Raw genomic sequence first — 21,790 nt, 5'->3', positions numbered from 1 at the left:
TGGCGGGCTCAGGCTTGCTGCAGCGTGACCACTTGATTGTCGATAAGGCGGGCCTTGCCAAGATAGGCAGCCATCAGGATCACCAGCTGCGCGCTCTCGTCAGTGGCGGATTCGAGGGTGGCGGCATCGACGATGTCGATGGCATCGGTACGAAAACCGGCGTTGTCGAGACGCTGGCTGGCCTGCGCCACCAGCGACGGCAGGTGATGGTCACCCGCTTCGATCTGATCGGCGATCCAGTTCATGGTGCGCGCCAGCTCGGGGGCAATGGCCCGCTCGGCGGCTGTCAGGTAGCCGTTGCGCGAGGAGAGCGCCAGCCCGTCTTCGGCCCGCACGGTGGGCACGCCGACGATCTCGATGGGCATCGCCATGTCGGCCACCATCTTGCGAATGAGCGCCAGCTGCTGGTAATCCTTCTGGCCAAAGCAGGCCACATCCGGCTGTACCAGATTGAACAGCTTGGTGACGATGGTACTGACACCACGGAAGTGACCCGGGCGCAGCGCTCCCTCCAGCAGATTGGAGAGACCCGGCACCTCGACGAAGGTCTGGCTGGCCAGCCCCTGCGGATACATGATCTCCGGGGTCGGGGTGAACACCATATCGACACCGGCCGCTTCCAGCGCAGCGCAATCCTGCTCCAGAGTGCGCGGATAGTTGGCAAGATCCTCGGCCTTGTCGAACTGCATCGGGTTGACGAAGATGCTGACCACCACCTTCTCGGCGTGGCTGTGTGCCTCCTTCACCAGTGTCAGGTGGCCCTGATGCAGATTGCCCATGGTGGGCACGAATGCGATGGCACGCCCTTCACGGCGCCATTGGCTGATCTGCTCACGCAGAACGACGGGATTATTTACGACCAACATCAGCAGTTCACCTTCCGATAAATCAAAAAGAGAGACGGGTTGCATCCACAGATAGCGCTCGGGCGGGATGGGGCACGAACATGACTATCAGCAGTTCACCTTTAGATGAATCAATAAGATACGGATTAGCTATACGGATTAACTGTGCGAGGCTGAGAAGCAGAGACGGGGGCCGCAGCCCCCATCATGCAACCGCCAGGATCAGTTGAAGCAGTGCTCCGGGCCGGGGAAGCTCCCCTCGCTCACCTGCTGGACATAGAGGCGGATGGCGGCACGCACATCGCCGGTCTCGGCCAGGAAGTTCTTGGTGAACTTGGGCACATAGCCGGAGGTGACGCCAAAGGCATCGTGCATCACCAAAATCTGACCATCGGTCGCGGGGCCGGCACCAATGCCGATCACCGGGATGCGAAGCGCCTTGGTGATGCGCTCGGCCAGCGCAGTGGGCACACACTCGAGCACCAGCAGCTGGATACCGGCCGCTTGCAGTTCGAGGGCCTGACGGTAGATCTCCTGCGCCTGAAACTCATCGCGCCCCTGCACCTTGAAGCCGCCAAAGACATGAACGGATTGCGGAGTGAGGCCGAGGTGACCACACACCGGCACCCCGTTGCGGGTAAGGTGGCGGATGGAGTCACACAGCCAGTCGCCCCCTTCCATCTTCACCATGCGAGCACCGGCCGCCATCAGGCGGGCTGCGTTCTGGTAAGTCTGCTCGGGGGTGGCGTAGCTCATGAACGGCATATCGGCGACCACCAGTGCCTTGCTGGCACCGCGCGCCACACAGCGGGTGTGATAGACCATCTCATCCATGTTGACCGCCAGGGTATCCTGACCCCCTTGCAGCACCATGCCCAGCGAATCGCCGATGAGCAGCACGTGGGCCCCCTCGTCGTCGAACAGCTTGGCAAAGGTGGCATCATAGGCGGTGATGGCGGTGAACTTTTGACCTTCCTGCTTCATCTTCAGCAGGCTGGCGGTGGTGATCTTGCTCATAGAGGCTCCTGTACGTCTGCACGCGGGGCAATGATGGCCAAATCATTGTGCGGGCAGCGGGCAACCAGTCGGGCGAGCGGGGTGCCGCAGGGCAGCACCAGAGCAGGCGCAATTTCGGCAAGGGGCAGCAGCACGAACTCCCGCTCCTTCATGCCGTAGTGGGGTACGATCAGGCGCTCATGGTTGATCACCTGATCCCCATAGAGCAGCAGATCGAGATCCAGAGTTCTCGGCCCCCACCGCTCATCTTTGCGCACACGTCCCTGTTCCAGCTCGATTTTTTGTAATTGATCCAGCAGCGCAAGGGGCGCGAGCCGGGTATTGAGCCGGGCCACGGCATTGACGTAGTCCGGTTGGTCAGCAGGCCCCATGGGGCGGCTGCTGTAAAACGACGAGGCCTCCACCAGCACAGATTCCGGCAACCTTGCCAACGCGGCAACGGCGCGACGAGCCTGACCCAGCGGATCAGACAGGTTGGAACCAATGGCGATGAAGACCTCGGTCATCACGTCTGTTGTCACTCGGCCACTTTCGGTTTGCGGCGACGGGGGCGACGGCGGTTACGGCTGTTGCTGCTGCGCTTCTCGCCATCGTGGCTGCGAGCCTCGCCGCGCTCACCGCTGGCCGGGCGACGGGTCGCTTCACGCTGCAGTTGCGGGCGCACATCCGGATTGGAGGCGACATAGCGCTCCCACCAGCTGGCCAGCTCGCCGAGACCGCGCTCGACCCGGTTGCGCAGCAACAGGAAGTCGAACGCCGCGCGGAACTTGGGATGCTCCATGGCGCGCTCGGGGTGCTTGCCCTGACGACGGGTCAGCCGCTGTTGCAGTGCCCAGATGTCGCGGACATCTGTGGTGAAACGGCGGGGAACGGCGATGATCCGCACCTGATTGTCCAGCACCTCGTTGATCGCCAGCATGAAGGCGTCATACCAGGGCAGGCCGCTCTCGTTCTCCAGCACCCGACCACGGGCCTCGACGCAGCCCCACAGCAGGGTGGCGTAGAGGAAGGCTGGGGTGACGCGCTTGTCTTCACGAACGCGGGTGTCGGTATCGATCAGTGCCTGCTCGATAAACTGCTCGTAGGGCGAGTTGCCGTGCGGGGTAAACAGCGCCGCCACTTGCGGGAACAGCTGTTGGAACAGGCCATACTCGCGCAGCAGTTTGTAGGTCGCCAGACCGTCGCCAGCCAGGAACAGCTTGAGGGTCTCCTCAAACAGGCGGGCAGCCGGGATGTCTTGCAGCAGTGGCGCCAGCTCCTTGATGGGGGCGGCGGTACGCGGGCTGATGGTCATATCCAGCTTGGCGGCAAAGCGCACGGCGCGCAGCATCCGCACCGGATCTTCACGATAACGGGTCTCGGGATCGCCGATCAGCTCAAGCTTGCGCTCGGCAAGATCTTCCAGACCCCCTTCGAAATCGTGCAGGGTGAAATCTTTGGCGCTGTAGTAGAGGGCGTTGACGGTAAAGTCGCGGCGCTCGGCATCCTCTTCGATGGTGCCGTAGACGTTGTCGCGCAGCAGCATGCCTTCATCAGACTGGGCCGACACATGTTTGCTGGTATTGACCTGATGGTGGTGACCCCGGAAGGTGGCCACTTCGATCACGTCACGACCAAAGACAATGTGGGCCAGGCGGAAACGACGGCCAATCAGGCGGCAGTTGCTGAACAGCGCCTTGATCTGCTCCGGCGTCGCATCGGTTGCGATGTCGAAATCCTTGGGCGTCTTCCCGAGCAGCAGATCCCGGACTCCGCCGCCGACCAGGTAGGCTTCGTAGCCGCCCTTGTTCAGGCGATAGAGCACCTTGAGTGCATTCTCGCTGATCTCTTTGCGCGAAATAGGGTGCTGATCACGGCTTAAGGTACGACGTTGACCGGCGACACGGGCTGGAATGGGGGATTCCACCGACTGCTCGCCGTCTTCCTTGCCGAGCACCTTGCGGCAAAAGTTTGCGATCTGGGAAAAAATGGTACACCTCTTCATGACTTCTAAATTGACGGGAGGCCAAAAAATAGCGGCCTATCATAGCTCACGCCTAACCAAATGAAAAACCGTGCAGACAATTGATCCCGCATGAAACCGTCTGCCAGCGAAAATAGCGGTCAATCTGCACATAGCTCACACCTGACCAAATGAAAAACCGTGCTGACAATTGATCCCGCATGAAACCGTCTGTCAGCGAAAATAGCGGTCTATCAGCGCCCAGCTCACGCCTTATTACACGAAAACCGGCTCTTTTTACTCAAGGTCCAGCGGGATTTTCTCGCTGGCGGGCACCCGTTCTAGCTGCCAGTTGGCGATGCCCCAGCCGATGATCTCGTCGATCCGGCTTGCCATCAGCTCGGGCGGCGGGCACTGGCCGAGGAAGTGCAGCGCCTGCCACAGGGCCGGTCGCACTTCATCGAGCGCCAGGGCCGGCGCATGGTTCTGCTTGGAGAGCTTGTTGCCATCTGCCAGCACCGCCAGCGGTAGATGCACCCAGTCGGGCACCGGTGCCCCCAGGGTCTGGTAGAGGGCAATCTGGCGCACCGTGGGCTCCAGAAGATCGGCGCCGCGCACTATCTCGGTGATGCCGCTGTCCATGTCATCCACCACCACCGCCAGGTTGTAGGCATAGAGCCCGTCGCGGCGACGGATAATGAAATCCTCCTCGGCGAGCGCCGCCGGTACCGCGATATGGCCCTGCAAGCGATCGTCGAAGTGGTAGACCGGATGGTGCTGGCGCAGCCGGGCGGCGCAACCTTCGGCCGCAAGCCCCAGCGTGCGGCAGTGGCCGCTGTAGAGACCGCCCGCGGCCATGATTTCGCGCCGGGTGCAACGGCACCAGTAGAGGTCCCCCGCCCGATAGAGCTGGTCGATGATCTCGTCATAACGGCGGTGGCGCGCGCTCTGGAACATCACCTCCCCATCCCACTCGAGGCCATATGCCTCAAGGGTTTTGAGGATCAGGGTCGCAGCCCCCGCCATCTCTCGCGGCGGATCGATATCTTCGATGCGAACCAGCCAGCGTCCCTGCTGCGCTCTGGCCTGCAAAAAGCTGCCGAGGGCGGCGATCAGCGAACCGAAATGAAGCGGGCCTGAGGGTGAGGGGGCAAAGCGGCCGACATAGGGGCGCACAAGGGGTGAGGATGGGGAATTCACTGGCATGACTATTCGGGTAAGCGATTCATTGAGGCTGCATTCTGGGGCGCGACCGCCAAAAGCTCAATAAAAAAGGGAGCCCGCGAGCTCCCTTTTTCATATACCAGAGGGTCGGGATCAACCGGCCATCTGTTTTTCCTTGATCTCGGCCAGCGTCTTGCAATCGACACAGAGGTCGGCAGTCGGACGGGCTTCCAGACGACGGATACCGATCTCGATACCGCAGTGTTCGCAGTAACCGAAATCATCGTCTTCAAGCAGCTGCAAGGTCTTCTCGATCTTCTTGATCAGCTTGCGTTCACGGTCGCGGGTACGCAGTTCAAGAGCGAACTCTTCTTCTTGCGCGGCACGATCCACGGGATCCGGGAAGTTGGCAGCCTCGTCTTTCATATGGTCGACGGTACGATCAACTTCCTGCATCAGTTGGTTGCGCCAGGCACCCAGGATCTTGCGAAAATGCGCCTTTTGTTGGTCATTCATGTACTCCTCACCCGGCTTTTCCTGGTAAGGCGCGACACCCGCAATGGCCAGGGGGCCCAGAGATTTCCTGTTTTCGCCTGTTGGCATGCCCTGTCTCCTAATTCAGCACGCTACCCGTGCCATCCATAAATTGAGGGCGACATCTATAGCAGAAGGGTAACGGGTAAGCAAACGAGCCGTACCAATAATGTTACCCACTCCAATATTTATGCACTCCCCTCGGGTAACAGGTGACCAGATTCAAACGGGATAAACCCTTGAGCCACCATGCCTTGCACCCCAACATGGGGCCGATAGCATAAAATTTCAACCCCCGCCGCGATTGCCTGCTCAATTAGCAGACTATAGTGCGGATCTATATGGGTTGCAGGGCGCATCCGGCTTATTCCGGAGTGCAACACCATAAAGAGCAGCACGGCCCTGTGGCCCGCCGCTTTCATCGCCATCAACTCGCGCAAGTGCTTGGCACCACGGGCGGTGACCGCATCGGGGAAGTAACCCATCCCCGGATGTTCACGTTCGTCGAGCAGGGTGACCGATTTTACCTCGATGTAACAATTGCCCTTCTCGTCATCTTCCAGCAACAGATCGATGCGACTGTTCTCTTCGCCATACTTCACCTCGGTGCGCAACCGGCTGTATCCCGCCAGCGGAGCAATGGCCTCCTGCTCGATCAGCTCCCGGGCAATCTGGTTGGCGCGCGCCGTGTTGACGCAGATAAAGTGGCCCGCCGGGCTCTCGGCGATCTCCCAGCTGTAGGGCAGCTTGCGCTTGGGGTTATCGGAAGTGGAGTACCAGACCCGGGTGCCCGGATCGGCACAGCCGGTCATGGCACCGGTATTGGCGCAGTGGATAGTGATGACCTCGCCGTTATCGAGTTGCACATCGGTCAAAAAGCGCTTGTAGCGGGCCACCAGCTGGCCCGATTGCAGGGGGGGATCAAAGATCACGGGTTAGCCCTCCGCGCGTCTTCTTTTACCCGGGCGCGCAGCGGCCAGCAGGCAAGCGGCTCGTAGCGTACCCCGTCCGGAGTCGAGATGGATTGATAGAGGCAGAACTCATCGGCCTGCAGCAGAAAATTTGGGGCAGGCAGGATGGCTGGCGCCTCACCCGCCTTGCGCGACAGGGTGACATGGGGGCGATAACCCTGCTCGCCATTGCCAAGGCGCAGCTTCTCACCGTGGCGGCGCAGCGCCTTTGCCAGCACGGTCAGCTCGTTGGGCCACTCCTTCGGGCCAATCCAGGCAGCCTTGGCTCGGCTGAACCAGCCGGTCTCATCCAGCCTGATGGAGAGCGGCGGACAGTGCTGGCGCTCTACGGCGGCGATCAGGCGGCGGGTGGTCAACTCGTCTGCCTCACCCAGAAAGGCGAGGGTCAGGTGGAGGTTGGCTTGCGGCACCGGCTGACCGGGCCAGGGCAGCTGATCGCGCCAGGCGATGAGCTCGGGGGCGAGCGCCTTGACGGGCAGGGCAAAGAAGAGTTTGGCCATGTGGTGATAATGCCTTTTTCACGCTCATTGGATGGGCCCATTCTATGGCAGCTATCCGGCCATGTCTCGCCAGCCTCCCGCCCGAGTGGCCATATCCGCACATCCACTCACGGTGGCGCGGGCGGCTGTGGCAGAATAGGCGCCGTTTTACCGGTTGCCACAGAAGGTGCTCATCGCTTTGTCCCAGCTCCCCATCGTTTCGGTATTGCCCGAACTCTTTGCCGCCCTCGACAGCCACACCAGCGTGATCCTGCAGGCGCCACCCGGCGCGGGCAAATCGACCCTGCTGCCGCTGGAGCTGGTGCGTCAGAACCGGCTGCCCGGCCGCATCATCATGCTGGAGCCACGGCGCCTTGCGGCGCGCAATATCGCCACTTTTCTGGCGCGCCAACTGGGGGAGAAGGTGGGCGAGCGCATCGGCCTGCGAGTGCGTGGCGAGAGCCGCACCAGCGCAGCAACCCGGCTCGAGATCGTCACCGAAGGGGTACTGACCCGGATGTTGCAGCAAGACCCGGAGCTGACTGGCATCTCGCTGGTCATCTTCGATGAGTTCCACGAACGCAGCCTGCACGCCGATACCGCATTGGCCTTCGCCATCGAGAGCCAGCAGGGATTACGCGATGACCTCAAGCTCCTGGTGATGTCCGCTACCCTGGATGGCATGGCACTCGAGACCTTGTTGCCGGATGCCCCTGTGGTTCGCTCGGAAGGGCGCGGTTTCCCCATCGACTACCACTACCGCCCAGCCAACCGCCAGCAGTGGCTGGAGCCGCAGGTCGGCGCCGTGGTACTCGAAGCACTGGCCGAGCAAGATGGCAGCCTGCTGGTCTTTCTGCCGGGACAGGGTGAGATCGAGCGGCTGGCACAATGCTTGGCAGACAAACTGCCGGACGACGTGACCCTCGCCCCCCTCTACGGCCGCCTCGACATGGCGGCGCAGCAGGCAGCCATCGAACCGGCGCCTGCCGGCCGCCGTAAGCTGGTGCTTACCACCAATGTGGCGGAGACCTCGCTCACCATCGAAGGCGTCTCTGTCGTTATCGACTGCGGGCTGGAACGACGGGCTTCCTTTGATCTGAAAAGCGGTGTCACCCGACTGGAGACACGCCAGATAGCCAAATCCTCCGCCACCCAGCGGGCAGGTCGCGCCGGTCGCCTCGGCCCCGGTATCTGCTACCGGCTCTGGAGCAGCGAGGTGCAGGAGCGGCTCGCCGAGCAGAGCCCGCCAGATATTCTCACTCAGGAGCTGACCGGTCTGCTGCTGGATGCCGCCCAGTGGGGGGCCAAGGTGGAAGATCTGCCGCTGCTGGACATGCCCCCCGCCGCTGCGGTGGCCTGCGCCCAGCGGCTGCTGGTTGCCCTTGGCGCCATGAAGCCGGAGGGTGAGCAACAACTCACTCCCGCTGGCCGTGCCATGGCCGCCTTCGGTACCCACCCTCGTCTCGCCCGCATGCTGCTGCGCGCCCGCGAGCTGGAAGCTGAAGGTCTGACAGGGATTGTCGCCGATGCCGCTTATCTGGTGGCGTTGCAGGAAGAAGATCTGCGAGGATCGGAGCGCCTATCTGTGTTGTTCCACCGCCGTCAAAGCGCCCTGCGTCAGGGGGCGACCCGCTGGTTTGAACGGCTTGGCGTGCGCCCAGCCAGTGCGCAGGGTCAGTGGCTGGGGCTGCTCTGTGCCCTCGCCTGGCCGGATCGCATCGGCAAACTGCGCAGCGGCAGTCGCTATCAACTCAGTGGTGGGGTGAGCTGCGATCTGGTAGAAGGTCATCCCTGTCAGGGACAAGCGGCCCTCATCGCCATCGAGATGGGGCAGAACGATCGCGGCAGCCGCATTTTTATCGCCGAACCGGTCGAGCTGGACGAGCTGGTGCGCCTGCTGCCGGAACTGGTGAGCGAACGGCAGTGGTTCGACTGGGATGAGCGCGAGGAGCGGGTGCGAGCCGAACGCCAGCAGGTGATCGGCGAGCTGGTGCTGAACCAGCGACCGCTGACCGAACTCTCTGACGAGCAGAAAGGGCGCTGCCTGCTGCAAGGCATTCGCCGCAAGGGGCTGCATGTGCTGCCTTGGGACGAGAGCAGCGAAGGGCTGCTGGCCCGCCTGCGCTGCGCCCGCGACTGGCTGCCCGATGAGGGGTGGCCCGCGATGGATGACGAGAGCCTGCTGGCCACGCTGGAACAGTGGCTGCTGCCAGCGGTGAGCGGCATGACCCGGCTGGAGCAGTTGAAAAAGCTCAACCTCGGCGACGTGCTGCGCCAATCCCTGCCCTGGCCGTTGCCCAAACGGCTGGACGAGGCACTGCCGAGCCACTTTGCGGCGCCCACCGGCAGCCGGGTGCGGATCCGCTATCAACCGGGGCAGGCACCGGTAATCCCGGTGCGCATTCAGGAGATGTTCGGGCAAGGTTCAACCCCTTGCGTGGCCGATGGCCGGGTACCGCTGGTGGTGGAGCTGCTCTCCCCCGCCCAGCGACCGCTGCAGATCACCGCCGATCTGGCCGCCTTTTGGGCAGGATCCTACGAGCAGGTGAAGAAAGAGATGAAGGGGCGCTATCCCCGCCACTACTGGCCGGATAATCCGCTGGAGGCAATGCCGACCAAAGTCACCAAAAAGAAGATGGGCATCTAGGTTCGATGGGTTAATCCCGCTCGGACGTTCGCGAATGCGACATAACAAGTAGAAAGGAAAGCAAAGAGGATTTATGGCAACCCAACGACGCAAGCGTGCCCCCAAGAAGGCAGCGCCCAAACGCACCATCTGGCGCAAGCTGTTCTGGCTTGGCTTCAAGCTCTCTCTGGTGGTGGCGGCCTTTATGGTGGTGTTTGGCATCTACCTCGATACCAAGGTGCGCGAGCGCTTCGATGGCGAGAAGTGGCAGCTGCCGGTGATGGTCTACAGCCGTCCGCTGGAGCTCTACCCCAGCCAGCGCCTGTCGCGGGACCAGATGCTGCGCGAGCTCAACATGTTGAGCTACAAACAGGTGCGCCAGCCTCACACGCCGGGTGAATACACCATCAACGGCAACCGCATCGAGCTTATTCGCCGTCCGTTCGAGTTCTATGATGGCGCCGATGGAGCCCGCGGCCTGCGCCTCACCTTCAACGGCCCGCGCCTTGAGGGGATCCAGTCGCTGGAGAACCAGCGCCAGCTCGGTTACGCCCAGATGGACCCGGTGCTGCTCGATCGCCTCAACACCGAAGATCGGGAAGATCGCCTGCTGGTGCGCATCGCCGAAGTACCCGACAGCCTGCTGGTGACCCTGCTCACCACCGAAGATCGCGACTTCTACCAGCATGGCGGCGTCTCGCCGGTGGCCATCATGCGCGCCATGTTCGCCAACCTGATCGCGGGTCGCACCGTGCAGGGGGGCAGTACCCTGACCCAGCAGCTGGCCAAGAACTTCTTCCTGACCCGTGAGCGCAGCCTGTGGCGAAAACTGCAGGAAGCCTACATGGCTGTGCTGATCGACTATCGCTACAGCAAGGACGAGATCCTCGAGTCCTACCTCAACGAGGTCTATCTGGGGCAGAACTTCTCGCAAGGGGTCTATGGTTTCGGCCTCGCCTCCTACTTCTACTTCGGCATTCCGGTCAACGAGCTGGATATCGATCAGGTGGCCCTGCTGGTCGGTCTGGTGAAAGGCCCCTCCTATTACGACCCATGGCGCTTCCCGGAGCGGGCCAAGACTCGCCGGGATCTGGTACTGAAGCTGCTGATGGATCACGGCAGCCTGACCCAGGCCGAATATGAGCTGGCCAGCCGCCAACCCCTCGGCATCATCGCCCGTGGCCAGATGAGCTATGGTCGCACCCCGGCCTTTATGGGACTGCTCAAGCGAGAGATCCAGAGCCGCTTCGGCGCCGATCTGCTCAAGCAGTCCGGCCTCAAGATCTTCACCAGCCTCGACCCCATCGCCCAGCACGCGGCCGAGCGGGCGGTCGAATCGGGCCTCGCCGATATCGAGAAACTGCGCGGCAAGAAGAAGCTGGAGGCGGCCATGGTGGTCTCCGACTGGCACAAGGGCGAAGTAGTCGCACTGGTGGGTGGCCGCGATCCCCGCTACGCAGGGTTCAACCGGGCGCTGGATGCCCGCCGCCAGATCGGCTCGCTAGTGAAACCGGCGGTCTACCTCACCGGTCTCTCCAACGGCCTGACGCTCGCGACCCCACTCAAAGATCAGCCGATCCGTATTCGCGGTCAGGATGGCCAGGTCTGGACACCGCAAAACTACGATCGCAAGTTCCGCCAGAGCGTGCCGCTAATGGATGCGCTGGCCAGCTCACTCAACGTGCCGACAGTCAATCTGGGTCTGCAGGTGGGGCTGGAGAAGGTGGTCGATACCCTACACAAGCTGGGAGTCCAGCAGGAGATCCAGCCCTATCCGTCGCTGGTGCTGGGGGCGGTGGCCCTCTCCCCGCTGGAGGTGAACCAGATGTATCTGCCCATCGCCAATCAGGGGCTGACCCAGCCGCTATCGGCCATTCGCGCCGTGGTGAACGGGGATGGCAGCCTGCTCTATCAGCATGATCAGACCGCCAAGCGAGTCACCGACCAGCAAGCAAGCTGGCTGACCCTGTTCGCCATGACCAAGACGGTGAGTCAGGGTACGGCCCGCGCGCTCAGTGCCAAGTTCCCGGGCGCCACCATGGCGGCCAAGACAGGCACCACCAACGAGCTGCGCGACTCCTGGTTTGCCGGGATGGACAACAACGAGCTGGTCAGTATCTGGGTCGGTCGCGACGACAACACCCCGGCGGGCTTGACCGGTGCCAGTGGTGCTCTGCAGCTCTTTAGCGGCTACATGAGCCAGCGCGGCGTCAACAGTCTGGGACTGAAGATGCCGGAAGGGGTCACCTGGGCCAACTTCTCCCGCGCCAGCGGCACCCGCGTCGCCAGCGACTGCCCGGGCAGCCTGCAGGTGCCGGCCAAGGCATCCACCATGGGCTCCCCGGCTGGCTGCGCCAGCAGCGCGACGCCGCGCAGTGCGCTGGATGACTGGTTCGGCGGTTTCTTCAACTAGATCTACGACACGGGCAGCGCAGGCTGCCCGTTCACTATGCTGCTGACAAGGAAACACCATGACCTTTCCGCTGTTTGACGCCATCCACCATGTGGCCATCATCGCCAGCGATTACCCACGCTCGCGCCACTTCTACCACGAGGTGCTGGGGCTGCCCATCATCGCCGAGACCCTGCGCGAAGCGCGCCAGTCGTGGAAACTGGATCTGGCCCTGCCGGACGGCAGCCAGCTGGAGCTGTTCAGCTTCCCCTCGCCTCCCGAGCGCCCCTCCCGCCCCGAGGCGTGCGGCCTGCGCCATCTCGCCTTTCGGGTCAGCGACCTTGACCGGGTCATCGCCCACCTGCTGGCCCATCGGGTCGAGGTAGAGCCGGTGCGGGTGGACGAGCTGACCGGCAAGCGCTTTACCTTCTTCGCCGACCCCGACGGCCTGCCGCTGGAGCTCTACGAAGCGCCGCGCTGAGCCTGCATCGACCAAGCAATCAGCCAAACAAAAGCCGCCCGGTTGCAACCGGGCGGCTTTTCTTATTGCTTCAAGTTATCAGGCGGTAGTCAGCATAACGACAGCCAGCGCCATCACCATCATGCCAGCCCAGCCGATGGGCTTGAGCCGCTCACCGAAGAAGAGCAAACCGCCCAGCGCCGTACCGACGATGCCGATAGCCCCCCAGGTGGCGTAGGCAACAGCCAGGTCAATCTGGCCACCACTTACCGCTTCCGAGAGCAGGGTAAAGGCGCCGAGTACCAGCATGATCCCCAGGAATCCCCACCCCTTGTAACGAAAACCTTTGGAGCGGTTGATAGCCATGTTGGCGCCGATATCGATCAGTGCGGCACCCAGTACAATCACAAACGGACTCATGCTGTGGCCTCCGCTTCTACTGACTTGTCTGCGGGCTCATCATGGGTCTCCCCCATGGTCACCATAACAATCCCCACTATCGCGAGAGCCAGGCCAATCAGCTCCTGAACGGTCACATCGTAACCAAGGAACATGACCGACACTATGGTGATCAAGGTGATCCCGAGCCCCTCCCAGAGCGCAAACGCAATACCAATGGAGATTGTTTTGGCGGCTTTCGCCAGCAACCAGTACGAGAAACCGATCAACAGCCACATCGGGATGTAATTCATCCAGCCAGCCCCCTGCTCGGGGATCATGGCCATGCTGGAGGTACCGGCGACCTCGGTCACGATGGCGCCGGTCAAAAACAGCCGGGCCAGAAACATACGACTCAATAACATATAAGATGCCTTTGTTGCTTCGACGGGAGAGATGGTAAACGGGGAGAAGCAACTCGCGACAATCGCTCAGCGTCGATTATTCCGACGCCACAGGTTTGCCTTGCCTTGGTTCGGCACGCTAAGGTGATGGTGAAAAACTCCGCCACAGCCTGTAAAACATGAAGCTATATCAGATAGAACTCTTTGTAGAGTCAGCCAATAGCGGCTCTATTGCCAATACCGCCCGTCGTCTCGGCAAAAGCCGCAGCGCCGTCAGCACCTCCATCGCGGCGCTGGAAGTTGAGCTTGGCGTCGAACTTTTTGAACGAGGTGCCAATCAGAGTCGTCTGACCGAGATCGGCGAGCTGGTGCTTGATGATTGCACTCGCCTGCTGCAGGCAGCCAATAGCCTGCAGCAGAAGTGCAAACATTACGCCTCGGGGGCCGAAGTGGCGCTGCGGGTTGCCCGCGATGACGCGATTCCCGAGCCGGTGTGGCGCGAGATGCTGGCCAGCCTGCACAATCAGTTTCCAGGTACCAGTATCTCGCTGGTGCTCGCCTCCCCACCCGAACTGCCGGCGCTGGTGGAAGAGGGGTTCGTCGATGCCGCCTTTGGCCTTATTACCGAAGATCAGGAGCGCAGCGGCCTCAATATCGACGTGCTCAACCCGATCCGCACCCTGATGGTGGTGGCACCCAGCCATCCGCTGGCCGGACTGAAGCGGGTCAAACAGCAGGATCTGACCGATCACACCCAGGTCACCCTCTCGTATGTAGATGAATTTTCGGTAAAAAGCCTGCTACCTGTGGGGGGCATGCATATCGGCCTCTCCAGCTTCGAGTTGATGCGCAATGCGGTGCTGGATGGGCTGGGCTGGGCAGTGCTCCCCTCGCCACTGATCCAGAGCCAGTTGCGACAAGGCTCCCTGCTGACCCTGAAACACAAGTTCAGCCTGCAGTGGCGGGATTACGGGGTCTATCTGGCGGAAAACGCCTATCACGGCAAGGTGTTGGCCTGGTTGAAGAAGTCGATCCAGGGGTATCTGGAACCTTTCGAGTAGCGATAAAGAGGCGGAGCCAGCTCACGATATCTACTTATCCTGATGATCCGAGAGGATGTGATCGTGCATACTGTTCACATACTCATTGAGCGCCGGAGGCGTAACCGATATGAGCAGTGCCCAAGACAAGGACGATATCTTGCTGGACGACGACATCATCGAACTCGATGATGAGGAGGTCGTGGTCCCCAAGGCACTCAACCCATGGCAAGTGCTGATCGTGGATGATGAGCCGGATATCCATCATGCCACCCGCCTGGCCCTCTCCAACATTCACTACAAATCCCGTCCACTGGAGCTGCTCAATGCCTACAGCGGCGCCGAAGCTGGCCGCATGCTGGAGGCCAATCCCAGGATTGCGCTGATCCTGCTCGATGTGGTGATGGAGACCGAAGATGCAGGTCTGCGGCTGGTACACCGGATCCGCAACGAAATGCACAACTCGCTGGTGCGGATCGTGCTGCGTACCGGCCAGCCCGGTCAGGCCCCCGAGCAGCGGGTGATCCTCGATTACGACATCAATGACTACAAGACCAAGACCGAACTGACGGTACAAAAGCTGTACACCACCGTCATCGCATCCCTTCGTTCATACGAAACTCTCAGTGCCATCGACAAGAGCCGGCAGGGGCTCGGCAAAATTCTGGAAGGGGCGGGAGATCTCTACCATCTTCATTCACTCAAGGAGTTTGCCTCCGGCGTGCTGAAACAGATCAGCGCCATTCTCGATGTGGGCACCGAAGGGGCTATCTGCGCCGAGCGCCGTCCCGGCGAACAGGGGCTGGAGATCCTCGCCGCCACCGGCGACTACGAGACTCTGCTGGATGATGGCAAGATCACCGACTTTCCCACCCTCAATGACTCGGTTCTGAAGGCACTGGCGGCGCGCAGCAACCGCTTTGAACACCCGCAGGACTCCCTCTATATCGCCGCCCAGAATGGTCGCGAGTTCGTGCTGAGTTTTACCCCGACCCAGCCCCTCGATCCCCTCGAATGCGATCTGCTGGATGTCTTCTGTCAGCGCATCTCGGCGGCCTACGACAACCTCTATCTCTACAACCAGTTGCTGCGCGCGCAGGAGGCCACCGTGGTGGCGCTGGCGGCGCTGGCGGAGTTTCGCGACTCCGATACCGGCGAGCATGTCTTGCGGGTGCAGAAACTCTCCGATGCCATCGTGGCAGAGTTGAGGCAGATGTCGGCCTATCCCGAGCAGCTGACCCCGGAGTTTGTCGAGATGATCGGCATGGCCTCCATCCTGCACGATGTGGGCAAGGTGGGCACCCCGGATCATATCCTGCACAAGCCCGGCCGTTTCGACCCGGAGGAGCGGGCCATCATGGAGCAGCACGCAGGTATCGGCGCCAATATCCTGCACAAGGCGGGCGAAATGGTGGAGGGAACCAGCTACCTCTCTCTCGGCGCCGAAATCGCTCGGGGCCACCATGAGCACTTCGATGGCAAGGGCTACCCGCAGCAGTTGGCTGGTCAGCAGATCCCGCTGTCGGCGCGGATTGTGGCGGTAGTCGATGTATTCGATGCCCTGCTCAGCAAGCGCCCCTACAAGGAGCCCTGGACGCTGGCGCAGACCATGGAGTATATCCAGTCCCGCTCCGGCACCCAGTTTGACCCTCATGTCGTAACAGCCCTGTCGCGACTGGTCAACGAATCGAGACTCCCCTACTCGCTCTGACCCCCTTTGCTCGCAACTCCACATGCCCTGCCGGTGACCAAGGTCAGCGGCAGGGCATCAAAACAGCCGTTTTGTTGCATCCCGCACACATCAAAGTGCCGCAAAGCGGAAACATCCCCCTTCTTTGTTAGCGATATCCGCTGAAATATGGTCATTTAACATCACATCGCTATAATATCGGCCTGCAAACCTGATACTAACAACGAAGGAATTATCATGAGCCTGAACCTGGTACCGGCCGGCAAGAGCCTGCCCGACGATATCTATGTCATCATCGAAATCCCGCAGAATGCCGACCCGATCAAATACGAAGTCGACAAGGACAGCGGTGCTATTTTCGTCGATCGCTTCATGTCTACCCCGATGTTCTATCCGTGCAACTACGGCTACGTGAACGCGACCCTCTCTCTGGATGGTGACCCCGTCGACGTACTGGTTCCGACCCCCTACCCGCTGCTGGCCGGTTCCGTCATTCGCTGCCGCCCGGTTGGCGTGCTGAAGATGACCGACGAATCTGGCGAAGATGCCAAGATCGTTGCAGTACCACACTCCAAGCTGACCAAGCAGTACGACCATATCCAGGATGTGAACGATCTGCCGGAACTGCTGAAAGCCCAGATCCAGCACTTCTTCGAGCGCTACAAAGAGCTGGAAGCGGGCAAATGGGTCAAGGTGGAAGGTTGGGGCGACAAGGCCGCTGCCGAAGCCGAGATCAAGACCTCTGCCGAGCGTTACGCTGCCAAGTAAGCGTCACTTCGCTTGTAAAAAAGGCGCCTTATGGCGCCTTTTTTGTTGGTATTTGCGGCAGCTGACCGGCTGCATCTCCGGTAGGATTGCCCTGAATGTATATTTCACGACCATCTTTCTGGTAGGGACGATAGTAATCACCGCCACAGCGATAGCCGCCGCCCGGCTGGCTCATCAGCTCGCAGTTGACCGGTAATACCTCCAACCACTTGATGGCCTGCTGGTAGCGCAGCCACTCCTGCCATTCGTGTTCGCGCGCCAGCTGGTCACGAAGAGCAAAGGTATCCGCAACGGACATCCCCTTGTTTACGATCACCTGACCCGCCATGGCTGGCAGGCTGAGCAGCCCAAACAGCACTATGATCCAAGGCTTCATAACCCCTCCAGAGTGACTTAATTTCACAATTAAATTAAAAGTCACATCAATCTGTTATCCAGATCACAAAACGAAACATCACCAAAGTGGTGCCGGCTCACCTAGTTGTTAATTATCGTCCACGGCAGGAAGCACCACCATGAAGCTGACCCCCGCGCTGTTGCTCAGCCTCACTCTCAGCACCACCCTTGGCGCCACAAGCAACGCCAGCGAGATCAACATGAGCTGGCAGTGGCAATCCACCGATGGCCAGCGCAAGCACTTCCAGCTGACCACCGACGATCAGGTGATGGCCGCCAGTCGCCACGAGATGAGCCTGCTGAAGGCCTCTCTCACCAATCCGCTGGAGACCCTTTACGCCTATATCAGCCCACGGCTCTACAACAGCATCAACCTGATCAACCAGAGCAGCTCGGAGACCGCTACCAAATTTCGCAATCTGGAGCAGGCCTTCACCCTGCGGGACGACAGCATGGAGTCGATGCTGTTCTGGCAAGCCTACCAGCAGTATCAGGAGGATGCCTTCTACCAGATGAGGGTGATCCCCTGCGTCCATCCGGCCAATCGCAAACTGCCTTGCGTGCGACCCGATTACTCCCAGCTCTTCTACCACTTCAAGGGGCATCTCAAGCCGCTGGCGCAGCAATTTGCGGCCAAGGATCTCGCCACCAGCGTCAGCCTGCTGCAGGAGTGGCTGAACGCCATCCCCACCCAGCCAGAGCAGCTGGATCACTTCGCGCCGCCGCTGCAGGCACTGCAGGATAACAAGGCCGACAGCGACGAGAAGGCGCTGTTGATGGCCAGCCTGCTGGCGGAGCTGGCGCCGCAATATGTGCTCAGCATCATCTATCCGGATATCAGCATCGGCAGCGTCTCCCCTGCCTGGCTGGCCATTACGGCAGACAGTGGCGTACCCGGTGATGTGGTGGTGATCAACAATCAGCGCCATGTGCTGCTGACCGGCTCGTCCCTGCTGGCCCAGCAGATGACCATGGCCAAGATCCCCCTCATCAGCGAGTCGCTCTACTGACGCAGACAGCTCAGACCAGCAGCCAATTCATTGATTTTTATTGATGTCATGCCATCCTAGCCGCCCTTGCCAGCCAACCACCTGACTGGCGGGGCGCCGACGCTTCTGAATTGCGATCTTATTTAACACTTTTTAAACAGATCCGATCAGTTTAGGATGAAGCTCGCCCATTCCCTCAATCCGAAACTCGTTATAACATAACAAATGGAGTGTCATCAGGATGAAACATCTCGTACTTACTTTGGCGCTGCTGCCATCTCTGGTCTTTGCTCACAACTTCAAGGATGGCAACCCGGTTCCGCTGGTCAATGTCAGCGACAAGGGTGAGCTGGTACTGAATGGCAAGGAGATCGGCTACCAGCCGTGGCAGAGCACCTCGCTCACCGGCAAGGTGTTCCTGATCCAGCATATTGCCGGTCGCTCCAGTGCCAAGGAGCTGAACGCCCCGATGATCGAGGCGATCAAGGCCGCCAAGTTGCCGCAAGACAAGTACCAGACCGTTACCGTCATCAACAGCAATGACGCCATCTGGGGCACCTCCGGCTTCGTGAAGAGCAGTGCCGAGGACAGCAAGAAAGAGTTCCCCTGGTCCGCCATGGTGCTGGATGCCAAGGGCATGGCGCGCAACGCCTGGGATCTGACGCCGGAAAGCTCGGCGATCATTCTGCTGGATAAAGAGGGCAAGGTGCTGTTTGCCAAAGATGGCCAGCTCGATGCCAACAACATTGCTACCGTGATGGGGCTCATCAAGTCCCATCTCTAAGTCAGAGAGAAAGGGCGCTGATGGCGCCCTTTCCATAAGGGTCTATGGGTCGTATCAAGCTGAAAATCTGGATCTTGCTGCTGGGCTGGTTATGGCTGCAGCCTGCCCTTGCCCGGCACCAGTTTGAATCCGCCCTGCCCGGCCACGACGACCATCACTGCCTGGTTTGCGCCCTCCATCTGGATGGCAAGCAGGTCATCACCGCCACCCCCTATTGTTTCCCCGGTTCGACCTCTGTTCTGCCCGCAGTTGCAACCATGCAACGCTCGGCAGATACCGCCACGCTTCACAGCTATGCCATCCGTGCGCCGCCAGCCTCTGCTTTTCTCTATCCCTTTGTTTAATTTCGCTATTTGTTTTGAAAAGGATTAAAGATGAAAGCAGTTACTCTGTTGCTGGCCGCAGCGGCCTTTGGCGCACACGCAAATCACGACGAACACGAGAGCCACAGCCACGGCGCCCACGAGCATGGCCACGGCCACCTCAATCTGGTAGTCGATGGCGACCAGCTGATGATCGAACTGCAGGCCCCTGCTGCCGATCTGGTGGGCTTCGAGCACGCCGCCAAGAGCGATGAAGAGAAGGCACAGTATGCCAAGGCGGTCGCCCGCCTCCAGCAGCCTGACGCTCTGTTCCGCTTCGACCCGGCCGCTGGCTGCAAACTGACCCAGCAGGAGTTGCAAGCCGCCAAAGAAGAGCATGATCACGACCATGACCATGACCATGACAAGGCTGCCAGCGACAAACATGAAGACCACCATGATCATGACGAAGCGGGTCACGCCGATATGGGCGCCATGTATACCTACACCTGCGCCACGCCGGCCAAACTGACCGGCCTTGAGGCGACCCTGTTCAGCGTCTATCCGAGCCTTGAGAAGTTGAGCGTGCAGGGCATTCTGCCTACCGGCCAGACCGCTGGCGAGCTGACCCCGTCCGCCAACAAGCTGAGCTGGTAACGCCATGAAAAAAGCCGTGGTTGAGATCCGCGATCTGGCCTTTGCCTGGCCAGGTGGCGACGCTGTACTCGATCTGCCCGCCCTCACCATCCGCGAGGGTGAGCGGGTCTTTATCAAGGGCCCGTCGGGCTCCGGCAAGTCGACCCTGCTCGGGTTGCTGGCCGGGATCCAGACCGCCAACCACGGCACCCTGGAGGTGCTGGGCCAACCATTGGCCCGGCTCTCTGGCCGTGCCCGTGACCACTTCCGGGCGGCCAATCTGGGTTATATCTTCCAGCAGTTCAATCTGCTGCCCTTTCTCTCGGTGCAGGACAACGTGACCGCGGCCCTCACCTTCTCGCCCGCCAAACGGGCCCGCCTGCAAGGGAGTCCGGAGCAGGAGGCGCGCCGTCTGCTGGCGGAGCTGCAACTGCCGGATGACGCACTGCATCGCCCCGTCCATGCCCTTAGCATCGGCCAGCAGCAGCGGGTTGCAGCCGCACGGGCGCTGATCGGCTCGCCGCCACTGGTGATCGCCGACGAGCCCACCTCGGCCCTCGACACCGACAACCGGGCCGCCTTTATCAAGCTGTTGTTCGAGGAGTGCGACAAGCAGGGCTCGACTCTGATCTTCGTCAGTCACGACCCTTATCTCGAACCCCTGTTCCCGCGGGTCGAAAACCTGCAACAGCTCAACCGGAGGGTCACGTGCTAAAGCTCGCCCTGCAAAGTCTCTGGGCCCGCCGCCTCACCGCCGGGCTCACCCTGCTGGCCGTCGCCATCAGCGTCACCCTGCTGCTCGGGGTGGAGCGGGTGCGCACCCAGGCCCGTGAAAGCTTCTCCAACACCGTCTCGGGAACCGATCTCATCGTCGGCGCCCGCTCCGGTCAGGTGAATCTGCTGCTCTACTCGGTGTTTCGCATCGGCAACCCCACCAACAACGTGGGGTGGGACTCCTATCAGGCCATCAAGCAGAAACCGGGCGTCGCCTGGACCATCCCGCTCTCCCTTGGTGACTCCCACAAGGGATTTCGGGTGCTCGGCACCAATGGCGACTACTTCACCCACCTGAAGTACGGTCAGCAACAGTCGCTGCAACTGCGGGAAGGGCGACCGTTCGAGACGCCGTTTGAAGCTGTGCTCGGCGCCCAGGTGGCCGAGAAGCTCGGCTATCACCTTGATCAATCCATCGTCATCGCCCACGGCGCTGGCAACACCTCGTTCAGCCAGCACGACAATCTGCCATTCAAGGTGGTGGGCATTCTGGCGCCGACCGGTACGCCCATCGATCGCACCATCCATGTGCCGCTGGCGGGGATCGAGGCGATCCATCTCGGTTGGGATACCGGTCGCCACAGCAAGAACGTGACGCCGGAGCAAGCGCTGGCGCAGGATCTCACCCCGAAAACCATCACCGCCTTTATGGTGGGCTTGAGCAACCGGATCCTGGCGTTCCAGCTGCAACGCAGCGTCAACACCTATCCCAAAGAGCCGCTGATGGCGATCCTGCCGGGGGCCGCCCTGCAGGAGCTGTGGAGCCTGATGAGCGTGGCGGAAACCGCCCTGTCGGTCATCGCCGGTTTCGTGGTAGTCGCGGGCCTGATCGGCATGCTGACTACCCTGCTGGCAGGGCTTAACGAGCGGCGCCGGGAGCTCGCCATTTTGCGATCCCTCGGTGCCGGCCCCGCCCACCTGTTCCTGCTGCTGGCGCTGGAGGCCATGGCGCTGACCACGGTCGGCATCGCTCTCGGGGTCGCCGTGCTCTATCTGGGGCAGGGGCTTGCCTCGCCCTGGCTGCTCAGCCACTATGGCCTGCAACTGAGTCTGGGGCTGCCGAGCGCCTATGAGTGGCAGTTACTGGGGGTAGTGTGGCTGGCAGGCATGGTGATCGGCCTGCTCCCTGCTGCCCGCGCTTACCGCTACAGCCTGAGCGATGGCATGAGCATTCGCGTCTAGCGAGACGCCCAAAAATC

23 protein-coding genes are annotated in these 21,790 nt (G+C 61.1%); 12 read left to right on the top strand and 11 right to left on the bottom strand.

Features of this window, described 5'->3' with window-relative positions; translation table 11 throughout:
• Nucleotides 1-8 precede the first annotated feature (8 nt).
• The 8 genes from panC to thpR form a co-directional block, all read right to left on the bottom strand.
• Nucleotides 9-866 (bottom strand): pantoate--beta-alanine ligase, encoded by an 858-nt coding sequence (gene panC / locus ACTG27_RS20685; RefSeq protein WP_439980324.1) that lies wholly within the window; start codon nucleotides 864-866, stop codon nucleotides 9-11.
• A 201-nt stretch (nucleotides 867-1,067) separates the two neighbouring features.
• Nucleotides 1,068-1,862, bottom strand: coding sequence for a 3-methyl-2-oxobutanoate hydroxymethyltransferase (gene panB, locus ACTG27_RS20680; protein ID WP_005335640.1), 795 nt, complete (start codon nucleotides 1,860-1,862; stop codon nucleotides 1,068-1,070).
• On the bottom strand, nucleotides 1,859-2,368 hold the full coding sequence (folK, locus tag ACTG27_RS20675; protein ID WP_005354659.1) for a 2-amino-4-hydroxy-6-hydroxymethyldihydropteridine diphosphokinase: 510 nt from the start codon (nucleotides 2,366-2,368) through the stop codon (nucleotides 1,859-1,861). The genes panB and folK overlap by 4 nt, the downstream gene beginning before the upstream one ends.
• An 11-nt stretch (nucleotides 2,369-2,379) precedes the next feature.
• Nucleotides 2,380-3,846 carry a polynucleotide adenylyltransferase PcnB gene (gene pcnB, locus ACTG27_RS20670; RefSeq protein WP_005335642.1) on the bottom strand — a complete coding sequence of 489 codons (1,467 nt, stop codon included), beginning with the start codon at nucleotides 3,844-3,846 and terminating at the stop codon, nucleotides 2,380-2,382.
• A gap of 255 nt (nucleotides 3,847-4,101) precedes the next feature.
• Nucleotides 4,102-5,010 (bottom strand): tRNA glutamyl-Q(34) synthetase GluQRS, encoded by a 909-nt coding sequence (gluQRS, locus tag ACTG27_RS20665; RefSeq protein ID WP_439980323.1) that lies wholly within the window; start codon nucleotides 5,008-5,010, stop codon nucleotides 4,102-4,104.
• Between the two features lie 111 nt (nucleotides 5,011-5,121).
• On the bottom strand, nucleotides 5,122-5,571 hold the full coding sequence (gene dksA, locus ACTG27_RS20660; protein WP_005335644.1) for an RNA polymerase-binding protein DksA: 450 nt from the start codon (nucleotides 5,569-5,571) through the stop codon (nucleotides 5,122-5,124).
• A gap of 119 nt (nucleotides 5,572-5,690) precedes the next feature.
• Nucleotides 5,691-6,434, bottom strand: coding sequence for a DNA/RNA nuclease SfsA (gene sfsA, locus ACTG27_RS20655; RefSeq protein WP_439980322.1), 744 nt, complete (start codon nucleotides 6,432-6,434; stop codon nucleotides 5,691-5,693).
• Nucleotides 6,431-6,973: an RNA 2',3'-cyclic phosphodiesterase gene (thpR, locus tag ACTG27_RS20650; protein WP_439980321.1), complete on the bottom strand. Its 543-nt coding sequence runs from the start codon at nucleotides 6,971-6,973 to the stop codon at nucleotides 6,431-6,433. Before thpR ends, sfsA begins: the two co-directional genes overlap by 4 nt.
• 178 nt (nucleotides 6,974-7,151) lie before the next feature.
• Between thpR and hrpB the strand changes: the two genes are divergently transcribed.
• The 3 genes from hrpB to gloA2 all read left to right on the top strand — a co-directional run bounded on the left by hrpB (nucleotide 7,152) and on the right by gloA2 (nucleotide 12,451).
• Complete coding sequence (hrpB, locus tag ACTG27_RS20645; RefSeq protein WP_439980319.1) at nucleotides 7,152-9,599, top strand: ATP-dependent helicase HrpB; 2,448 nt, start codon at nucleotides 7,152-7,154, stop codon at nucleotides 9,597-9,599.
• Between the two features lie 73 nt (nucleotides 9,600-9,672).
• The gene (gene mrcB / locus ACTG27_RS20640) at nucleotides 9,673-11,991 is read left to right on the top strand and encodes a penicillin-binding protein 1B (RefSeq protein WP_100652841.1); all 2,319 of its coding nucleotides are present in this window, start codon (nucleotides 9,673-9,675) and stop codon (nucleotides 11,989-11,991) included.
• A gap of 58 nt (nucleotides 11,992-12,049) precedes the next feature.
• The gene (gene gloA2, locus ACTG27_RS20635) at nucleotides 12,050-12,451 is read left to right on the top strand and encodes an SMU1112c/YaeR family gloxylase I-like metalloprotein (protein ID WP_005362902.1); all 402 of its coding nucleotides are present in this window, start codon (nucleotides 12,050-12,052) and stop codon (nucleotides 12,449-12,451) included.
• A 78-nt stretch (nucleotides 12,452-12,529) separates the two neighbouring features.
• On the opposite strand, the gene ACTG27_RS20630 is transcribed toward gloA2, so the two are convergent.
• The gene (locus tag ACTG27_RS20630) at nucleotides 12,530-12,850 is read right to left on the bottom strand and encodes an SMR family transporter (protein ID WP_005335659.1); all 321 of its coding nucleotides are present in this window, start codon (nucleotides 12,848-12,850) and stop codon (nucleotides 12,530-12,532) included.
• Entirely contained in the window at nucleotides 12,847-13,233 is a 387-nt protein-coding gene (locus ACTG27_RS20625) for a DMT family transporter (protein ID WP_005335660.1), read from the bottom strand. Before ACTG27_RS20625 ends, ACTG27_RS20630 begins: the two co-directional genes overlap by 4 nt.
• Nucleotides 13,234-13,391: 158 nt before the next feature.
• Between ACTG27_RS20625 and ACTG27_RS20620 the strand changes: the two genes are divergently transcribed.
• The 3 genes from ACTG27_RS20620 to ppa all read left to right on the top strand — a co-directional run bounded on the left by ACTG27_RS20620 (nucleotide 13,392) and on the right by ppa (nucleotide 16,710).
• Nucleotides 13,392-14,273, top strand: coding sequence for a LysR family transcriptional regulator (locus ACTG27_RS20620; protein WP_076492513.1), 882 nt, complete (start codon nucleotides 13,392-13,394; stop codon nucleotides 14,271-14,273).
• Nucleotides 14,274-14,382: 109 nt separating this feature from the next.
• On the top strand, nucleotides 14,383-15,963 hold the full coding sequence (locus ACTG27_RS20615) for a DUF3369 domain-containing protein (protein ID WP_236272261.1): 1,581 nt from the start codon (nucleotides 14,383-14,385) through the stop codon (nucleotides 15,961-15,963).
• Nucleotides 15,964-16,179: 216 nt separating this feature from the next.
• Entirely contained in the window at nucleotides 16,180-16,710 is a 531-nt protein-coding gene (gene ppa, locus ACTG27_RS20610; RefSeq protein ID WP_005335667.1) for an inorganic diphosphatase, read from the top strand.
• A gap of 28 nt (nucleotides 16,711-16,738) precedes the next feature.
• Here ppa and ACTG27_RS20605 read toward each other — a convergent pair whose 3' ends face one another.
• Entirely contained in the window at nucleotides 16,739-17,086 is a 348-nt protein-coding gene (locus ACTG27_RS20605; protein WP_421318920.1) for a hypothetical protein, read from the bottom strand.
• Nucleotides 17,087-17,225: 139 nt separating this feature from the next.
• Here ACTG27_RS20605 and ACTG27_RS20600 point away from each other — a divergent pair, with 139 nt between their 5' ends.
• From ACTG27_RS20600 to ACTG27_RS20575, 6 genes are all read left to right on the top strand, one after another.
• Nucleotides 17,226-18,116 (top strand): hypothetical protein, encoded by an 891-nt coding sequence (locus tag ACTG27_RS20600; protein WP_421318918.1) that lies wholly within the window; start codon nucleotides 17,226-17,228, stop codon nucleotides 18,114-18,116.
• Between the two features lie 220 nt (nucleotides 18,117-18,336).
• Nucleotides 18,337-18,879 carry a YtfJ family protein gene (locus tag ACTG27_RS20595; protein ID WP_005335681.1) on the top strand — a complete coding sequence of 181 codons (543 nt, stop codon included), beginning with the start codon at nucleotides 18,337-18,339 and terminating at the stop codon, nucleotides 18,877-18,879.
• Between the two features lie 44 nt (nucleotides 18,880-18,923).
• Entirely contained in the window at nucleotides 18,924-19,223 is a 300-nt protein-coding gene (locus ACTG27_RS20590; RefSeq protein WP_100645133.1) for a DUF2607 family protein, read from the top strand.
• 30 nt (nucleotides 19,224-19,253) lie between these two features.
• Entirely contained in the window at nucleotides 19,254-19,838 is a 585-nt protein-coding gene (locus ACTG27_RS20585) for a DUF2796 domain-containing protein (protein WP_139436906.1), read from the top strand.
• Nucleotides 19,839-19,842: 4 nt separating this feature from the next.
• The gene (locus tag ACTG27_RS20580; protein ID WP_201953598.1) at nucleotides 19,843-20,532 is read left to right on the top strand and encodes an ABC transporter ATP-binding protein; all 690 of its coding nucleotides are present in this window, start codon (nucleotides 19,843-19,845) and stop codon (nucleotides 20,530-20,532) included.
• Entirely contained in the window at nucleotides 20,526-21,773 is a 1,248-nt protein-coding gene (locus ACTG27_RS20575) for an ABC transporter permease (RefSeq protein WP_021229567.1), read from the top strand. Before ACTG27_RS20580 ends, ACTG27_RS20575 begins: the two co-directional genes overlap by 7 nt.
• Nucleotides 21,774-21,790: the final 17 nt, after the last annotated feature.

Source organism: Aeromonas sp. 97A (assembly GCF_051919185.1).
Lineage (GTDB): Bacteria > Pseudomonadota > Gammaproteobacteria > Enterobacterales > Aeromonadaceae > Aeromonas > Aeromonas veronii.
Note: the sequence above shows the minus strand (reverse complement) of the source record. Positions and strands in the feature narration are given on the sequence as shown.